This is a genomic window from Mycobacterium sp., assembly GCF_035603715.1.
Classification (GTDB): Bacteria; Actinomycetota; Actinomycetes; order Mycobacteriales; family Mycobacteriaceae; genus Mycobacterium.
In genome coordinates, this window is record NZ_DATNJW010000020.1 from 1 (window position 1) to 6,083 (window position 6,083).

The 6,083-nt window shown below is 64.7% G+C and carries 6 protein-coding genes; 1 reads left to right on the top strand and 5 read right to left on the bottom strand.

Going from position 1 to position 6,083, the window contains the following annotated elements; genetic code table 11:
* The coding region (locus tag VN856_RS00700) for a cytochrome P450 (protein ID WP_325685212.1) at nt 1-922 on the top strand (922 nt) is incomplete at its 5' end.
* Nucleotides 923-944: 22 nt separating this feature from the next.
* Here the strand turns inward: VN856_RS00700 and VN856_RS00705 are convergent.
* The 5 genes from VN856_RS00705 to VN856_RS00725 form a co-directional block, all read right to left on the bottom strand.
* On the bottom strand, nt 945-2,018 hold the full coding sequence (locus VN856_RS00705; RefSeq protein ID WP_325685213.1) for a dihydrodipicolinate reductase: 1,074 nt from the start codon (nt 2,016-2,018) through the stop codon (nt 945-947).
* Between the two features lie 13 nt (nt 2,019-2,031).
* Entirely contained in the window at nt 2,032-3,006 is a 975-nt protein-coding gene (locus VN856_RS00710) for an LLM class flavin-dependent oxidoreductase (protein WP_325685217.1), read from the bottom strand.
* 14 nt (nt 3,007-3,020) lie between these two features.
* On the bottom strand, nt 3,021-4,145 hold the full coding sequence (locus VN856_RS00715) for a spirocyclase AveC family protein (protein WP_325685214.1): 1,125 nt from the start codon (nt 4,143-4,145) through the stop codon (nt 3,021-3,023).
* Nucleotides 4,146-4,150: 5 nt separating this feature from the next.
* Entirely contained in the window at nt 4,151-5,221 is a 1,071-nt protein-coding gene (locus tag VN856_RS00720; protein ID WP_325685215.1) for a dihydrodipicolinate synthase, read from the bottom strand.
* A gap of 6 nt (nt 5,222-5,227) precedes the next feature.
* Nucleotides 5,228-6,083, bottom strand: an 856-nt coding sequence (locus VN856_RS00725; RefSeq protein ID WP_325685216.1) for a dihydrodipicolinate reductase, incomplete at its 5' end; no start/stop codon positions are given.

Sequence of the window (6,083 nt, forward strand, 5' to 3'; positions counted from 1 at the left end):
CGAAGAATTCATGTGGCAGCTGGCCGATCGCCAGCTCGACGAGTTTCTCGGCAACGGCGAGTGCGAGTTCATCTCCGAATATTCGAAACCCTTTGCGACGTTGGTGATCGCCGACCTACTCGGTGTCCCCGAGGAAGACCATAAGCAGTTCCGCACGGTGCTGGGCGCGGACCGTCCCGGCGCGCGGGTCGGCGCGCTCGATCACGAGTCGGTTGGCATCAACCCACTGGAATGGCTCGATGACAAGTTCTGCTCCTACATCGAAGACCGGCGCAGCTCTCCCCGTGACGACGTGCTGACCTCGCTCGCGACGGCGAAATACCCGGACGGATCCACACCTGACGTGATCGAGGTAAGTCGTTCGGCGACATTCCTTTTCGCGGCCGGTCAGGAAACCACGGCCAAGCTGCTGTCCGCGGCCCTGCAATCACTGGGCGACCGGCCCGAAGTTCAGCAGAAGCTGCGCGAGGACCGCAGCCTGATCCCGGGCTTCATCGAGGAATCGCTGCGGACAGAGAGCCCGGTCAAGAGTGACTCCCGGCTCGCCGTCAGGGCGACCACCGTCGGCGGCGTCGAGATTCCCGTCGGCGCCATCGTGATGGTGTTGCCCGGTGCGGCCAACCGTGACCCACGCCGGTTCGACAACCCGCACGAATTCCAACTCGACCGCAAGAACGTCCGCGAACACATGGCGTTCGCCCGCGGCGTGCACTCCTGCCCCGGTGCGCCGCTGGCCCGCGTCGAAGGCCGCGTCTCACTTGAGCGCATCCTGGATCGGATGTCCGACGTGTCCATCAGTGAGACTCAGCACGGGCCGGCCGACGAGCGGCGCTACACCTTCGAGCCGACCTACATCCTGCGTGGGCTCAGCGAATTGCACCTCACATTCACCCCGCGGCCGGCGCTGGAACCGGTCCAGTAGCGCGGGTACCGAACACCTAGCTTCATTGGAATACGTGCCGCGGCAGTGTATTCGGAATATCTAACGAACTGAGCAGCCCGGCCGGCGCGGCCACCACATAGGGCACGGCGTTCACGACGCGCATCGCCGTCGCGGCCATTGCCGCGTGACCGGCGCCATGCCCTTGAGCGGCGCCCACTGTCATCGCGCAGTGAATGTCGGGGTCACCCTCGATGTCGACCCGGTAGGTGGCGTCGGCCTCAGAAGTCGGCCAGTTCGGGGCGACGTCGCGGGCCATCCGGATGATGTGCTCCATCACAATCGCCTCGCGGCCCCCGACCACCCCGGCCGCCCTGGTCCGCACCGCGCCACATGTGCCGGCCGGGATGGTGCCGAACGCCACCTCGATGTCGCGGTGGGTCAGTTCGCGGTCGAGGGTGCCGTGAATCTCCTCGACCTGCACACCGAGCCCGTCGGCAATGAGGTGAATTGGTGCTTTCCAAGCGATTTCGATGAAACCCGGTGTCTTCAGCATGGGTTCGAAGTCCAGCGGGCGGGCAAAGCCCATCCCGTTGATCATGACGTCGGCTACCGGATAGTGGTCGTTGAGCGCGATTTCGGTGGCGGTGAGCGTACGGATCTTCTTGGACTGGGTTGTCATCAGCAGCGCGAGCTGATCGGATGCGAATCCCGGGAAGATGCCCGACGCATAGAACGACGCGCCACCGGTCTGCGCCGCGGCGACGAGTTGGTCGCGCCACTCGGTGGCAAAGTACGACGGGGGGTACACCAGGCTGGTGGTCGACGTCGACACGACGTTGATGCCCGCGGCGAGCAGCTTGAGATAGTCCGGGACGGCGCCCGCATCGCGTTCTGGGCCGCTGGCGGCATAGATGACGCAGTCCGGCTTGAGTGCGATGAGCGCGTCGGCGTCGTTGGTCGCGGCCAGCCCGATCGGATCACCGCCGACGAGTTCGCCCGCGTCTTTGCCGACTTTGTCGGGTGAATGAACCCACACCCCAACGAGTTTCAGATCTGGCCGGTGCCGAATGCCATCCACGGCCACCGAACCGACCCCTCCGGTCGACCATACGACTACGCGAATGGGGTCGGTCACCGCGCCTCCTTGCTCATCCGTGGACCATCTGGGCTTGCTGATGGGCTTCCACTGCCGTCTGCAGATAGCGCCACCCCACGTCGGGTTCGATGCCACCGCACAATGGATGCAACGGCAGCGACTTCCCAGACCGGACGAATTCCGTTGCCGCCGTGGGTGTCAAGACACGATACGGCCCCCCTGCCAGCCGCAGCTCGGCCACGGTCGTCGCCCGGGTAATGCTCGCCACCGAGTCGTCCCCGTGCCGGTAGGACGCGGCCATGGCGGCATCGTGAAGCAGGTGCGGACCCAGCTGCTCCCATGCCTGATCCACATTCTCGGCGACGAAAACCGCTGTCGGAGAGTCGGGTACCGGGAATTGCACGAAGCCCGGGACTTTTCCCGCCGCGCGGCACTGGGCCTCGTAGTAGGTCCTCAACTCGGGCCGGTCGACCTGGGAGATGAAGCCCAGGCCGTGCGTGGCGGCCCTGCGGACCGCGGCCTTGCTGCCGCCGGCGATCATCATCGGGGGCCCGCTGGGTGACGCGCACCGTGGCGTGACCCGTACCTGCCGACCCCGGAACTCGACCGACTCACCGTGAACCAGCGCGATCAGAACCCGGAGATACTCGTCGGCGAGCCGGCCGCGAGCAGCCATGTCGATGCCGAAGTGGGTGTACTCCTCCTCGCGATGGCCGACACCGAACGCGTACGAAACCCTGCCCCCGCTGATGAGGTCCAGCACATTGATCTCCTCGGCGAGCCGTACCGGATCCCATAGCGGTAATGGCACCGCCGCCAACAGAATCGCCATCGCCTGGGTTCTCGCCGCGACGGCCGACGCGAGAATCAGCGGGGTTGGAAGATGCCCATCGTCGGTCCCGTGGTGCTCCGACAGCACCGACAACGCCGCCCCGCGCGTCTCGGCCCATTCGCACATGTCCAAAACCGCGGCATAGTGAGCGGCCGCGGGCCCGGCCCAACCAGGAACCCGCATGTCGAAACGCATCGTCAGCACGACTGTCAATATCCTTTCCACACGGGGGCGCAACGACCACCACCCAAAGAGGCCCCTCCCGAAGGGCGTCCGCTGGGCTGGGCGCTCTCCCACGTCGACCAGATCCCTTCCGAGAAGGGTCCCGGTGCGCCGCTCTGCTCGTAGAAGCCCTGTGGGTCATAAACTTTGGCACTCGGCCACGGCCAGGGGCATACGATCGAGGTTGCCGCGCCGGACCATCGGGTGACGGCCGTGTACACCAGTCCGTAGGTCATGAAGGCGAGATTCACGCCGATGAGCATCGTGAGGAACGAACCCAACACCGGCCGGGTCGGCAGCAGCCCGGCGCGCCGCGCCAGCCGCTCGGCGACAGTACGTCCGGTGTCGTCGCGATAAATCAACACCGCGGCCGGAATCATGACGATGCTGATCAGCGAGGACTGCCACAGCACGGGAAACTGCCAGCGCGTACCGACGAAAACTGAGCCAAACGGAATGACTTGCGTGAACGTGTAAAGACCAGCGCGGACGCTGAATTGCTCCATCGCGAAGTCGTAGACAAAGCCGAATACGAAGACCAAACCGGACAAGCTGATCAGCGGATGCCGCAACACGAACGAGTCCCGTGACCGGCGCGCTTGCAGGCGGCGCAGCACCCAGATCGCCGGGAAAAACGGCGGCACTACAAACATCGAAATGGCTGCGATGAATAGCGGTTCGACTGTGGGAGACAGCGACACGATTGGCCAGTCCTCGGGCCAGTGCCACAAATCAGGGTTGTAGGCCGCGAACGTCACCCAGTTCATCGGGGCGTCCAGCCACGCGAGTGTCGTGACCGCGATCGTCATCAGCAGGTACGGATGCTCGGGATAGCGGCGCCAGAGGATGACGATCAGGGCGATGATGCTGACCAGTGCCAGGTAACTGAAAATCTCCATGGTCACGATCCAGTGGCCATAGCCGAAGAGTGGATCCGGCAGCGGGTGGGGGCCACCCGTGTCGTTGGGATTGCGAATCCGCGGCGAGACCGCACCATATCGGGCGTTGTGGATGATCAGGCCTAGCAGCACCACACCGACGGCGATCGCCACCGCCAACCACGGTGAGCGTTTCGTCGAGGCCCCGGGCTTGTCGAGCTGGTCGGTTCTCATCGCGGTCAGCCGATCGCCGCGGCGCCGGGCCAGCGGTAGGCACCGAAAACCTCGGGGACCAGGACGCCTGGCGGCGCTTTGAGCACGTACGGGATGGCCCGAAGGGCCGAGATCCCTACTGCGACAAATCCTCCTGAAACGTTGCTGAAGTGCGCGACGGGGTCGGTATCGACGCGGACCTCGGCGTCGATGTTGGGTACGCCGTCGACGCGGATTCGCACGGTGTGGCCATCGAGCGCCAGGTCCCAGTCGGGGATGTCAGATGTGCAGGTCCAGTACTCCTCGACGACCAGCACGGGCTTGCTGTCGTGATACCCGGTCCAGGACAGGATTTGGCCAACGACCGTTCCGGCCGGCAGCGTCGTGCAGTCGAGGGTGACGTCGTTCGGTGATGTCGCCGTTCGGATGACGTGGTCGATGTGGTCGACAGGGACACCGAGAGCGTCGGCGGCCGCGCCGATGGCCTGTTCGGATTGAGTTGACACGGAACGGAATGCCGGCGATTCAATGGAGATTTCCTCCGGCCGTTTGCCCATGCCCATGAGGTCGACGAGCATTCGCTCTTCTGGCACGTGCGAGCAGTCGACGAACTGCTGGACGGTGATGGTGTCGACGCGCTGACTCAGAGCGGTCAGGCTGACCGCCAGCTTCTCGAGCATGAATCCCGGGTGCTCACCGGCCGGACAGAACCGCGAACGTCCTACGACGCACGCCTTGCGGATCCGATCATCGACACTTGACCCGAGTGTCGGCAGGTGTGCGTAGGACGTCACGGTGATGACGCTCTTGCCGGTCTCGAGGAGCGCGACGATGTCGTCGGTGTTGGCGTCGAAACCGTAAGCCTTGCTTGCTGAATGCAATACGATGTCGGCGTCGAGGGCCAGGACCGCCGCCTTGTCGTTGGTCGCGACGATCCCGGTCGGGGGTCGTCCGACGAGAGTTCCGGCGTCAACGCCGACTTTGTCGGGTGAGTAGACGAAAAGCCCAACGAGATCGAATTCCGGGTTGTCGATGACCTCGGCGAGCTGAACCGATCCCACCGGGCCAGTGGCCCATTGGATCACCCGGATAGTCACGTCGGCTCAACCCTGTTGCGTTGCAAAGACATTCTTCGGAATGGTCAATGGCAGGTCGACGGCGCTGAGGAGGCCCGGCGCCGCGTTGACGACGTAGGGCACGGCGTTGACGACACGCATCGCGGTGGCCACCATCGCGCCGGCACCCGAGGTCATCGAGCCGATGCCGGCCCGGCCGGGGTCACGCAGCGTTGCCGCCAGGGTGCAGTCGATGTCGGGATCACCGGTGATCACCACGCGATAGGACAGGTCGCCGATGCCGGTCGGCCAGTCCGGAGCAACGCTGTGCGCCAGTCGGGTGACGTGTTCGACGATGATCGCCTCACGCCCGTCGACGACGCCGATAGCTTTCATGCGGATCGCGCCGCAGGTTCCTGCCTCAACGGTACCCATTGCGACGTGCAGGGTTTCGTTGGTCACGGCGCGGTCGAAGTCTTCGCGTACTTCTTGGACTTCGACGCCGAAGGCGTCGCCGATCAGCCGGAGCTGGCCCGCCCACTCACCGGCGATGGCTCCAGGAAATGAGATCCAGGGCTGGTAGTCCAGTGGCTGTCCGAAGCCCAATCCGTTGATCATGATGTCGGGCACGCCGTAGTCGTCATAGAGCCCGATCTCATAGGAGTGGATCGACTCGATCGAAGACGATTGGGTGGACAACACGAGGGGCAGGTAGTCGGCCGCGAAGCCGGGTTCGATGCCCGAGGCATACAGCGACACCTGTCCTTGCTTGGCCGCGGTGACCAGTTGCTCGCGCCACTCGGCGGGCTCGTAGGCGTGCGGATTGACCAGCCGGGTGGTGCTGGTGGTGACGACGTTGACGCCTGCTGCAAGCAGTTTCACGTAGTCGGGGATCGCGAGGGCG

What these genes read in the sequence shown, in the direction of transcription:
- VN856_RS00715 (WP_325685214.1), bottom strand. Translation starts at nt 4,145, where the DNA reads ATGAGAACCGACCAGCTCGACAAGCCCGGGGCCTCGACGAAACGCTCA.
- VN856_RS00710 (WP_325685217.1), bottom strand. Translation starts at nt 3,006, where the DNA reads ATGCGTTTCGACATGCGGGTTCCTGGTTGGGCCGGGCCCGCGGCCGCT.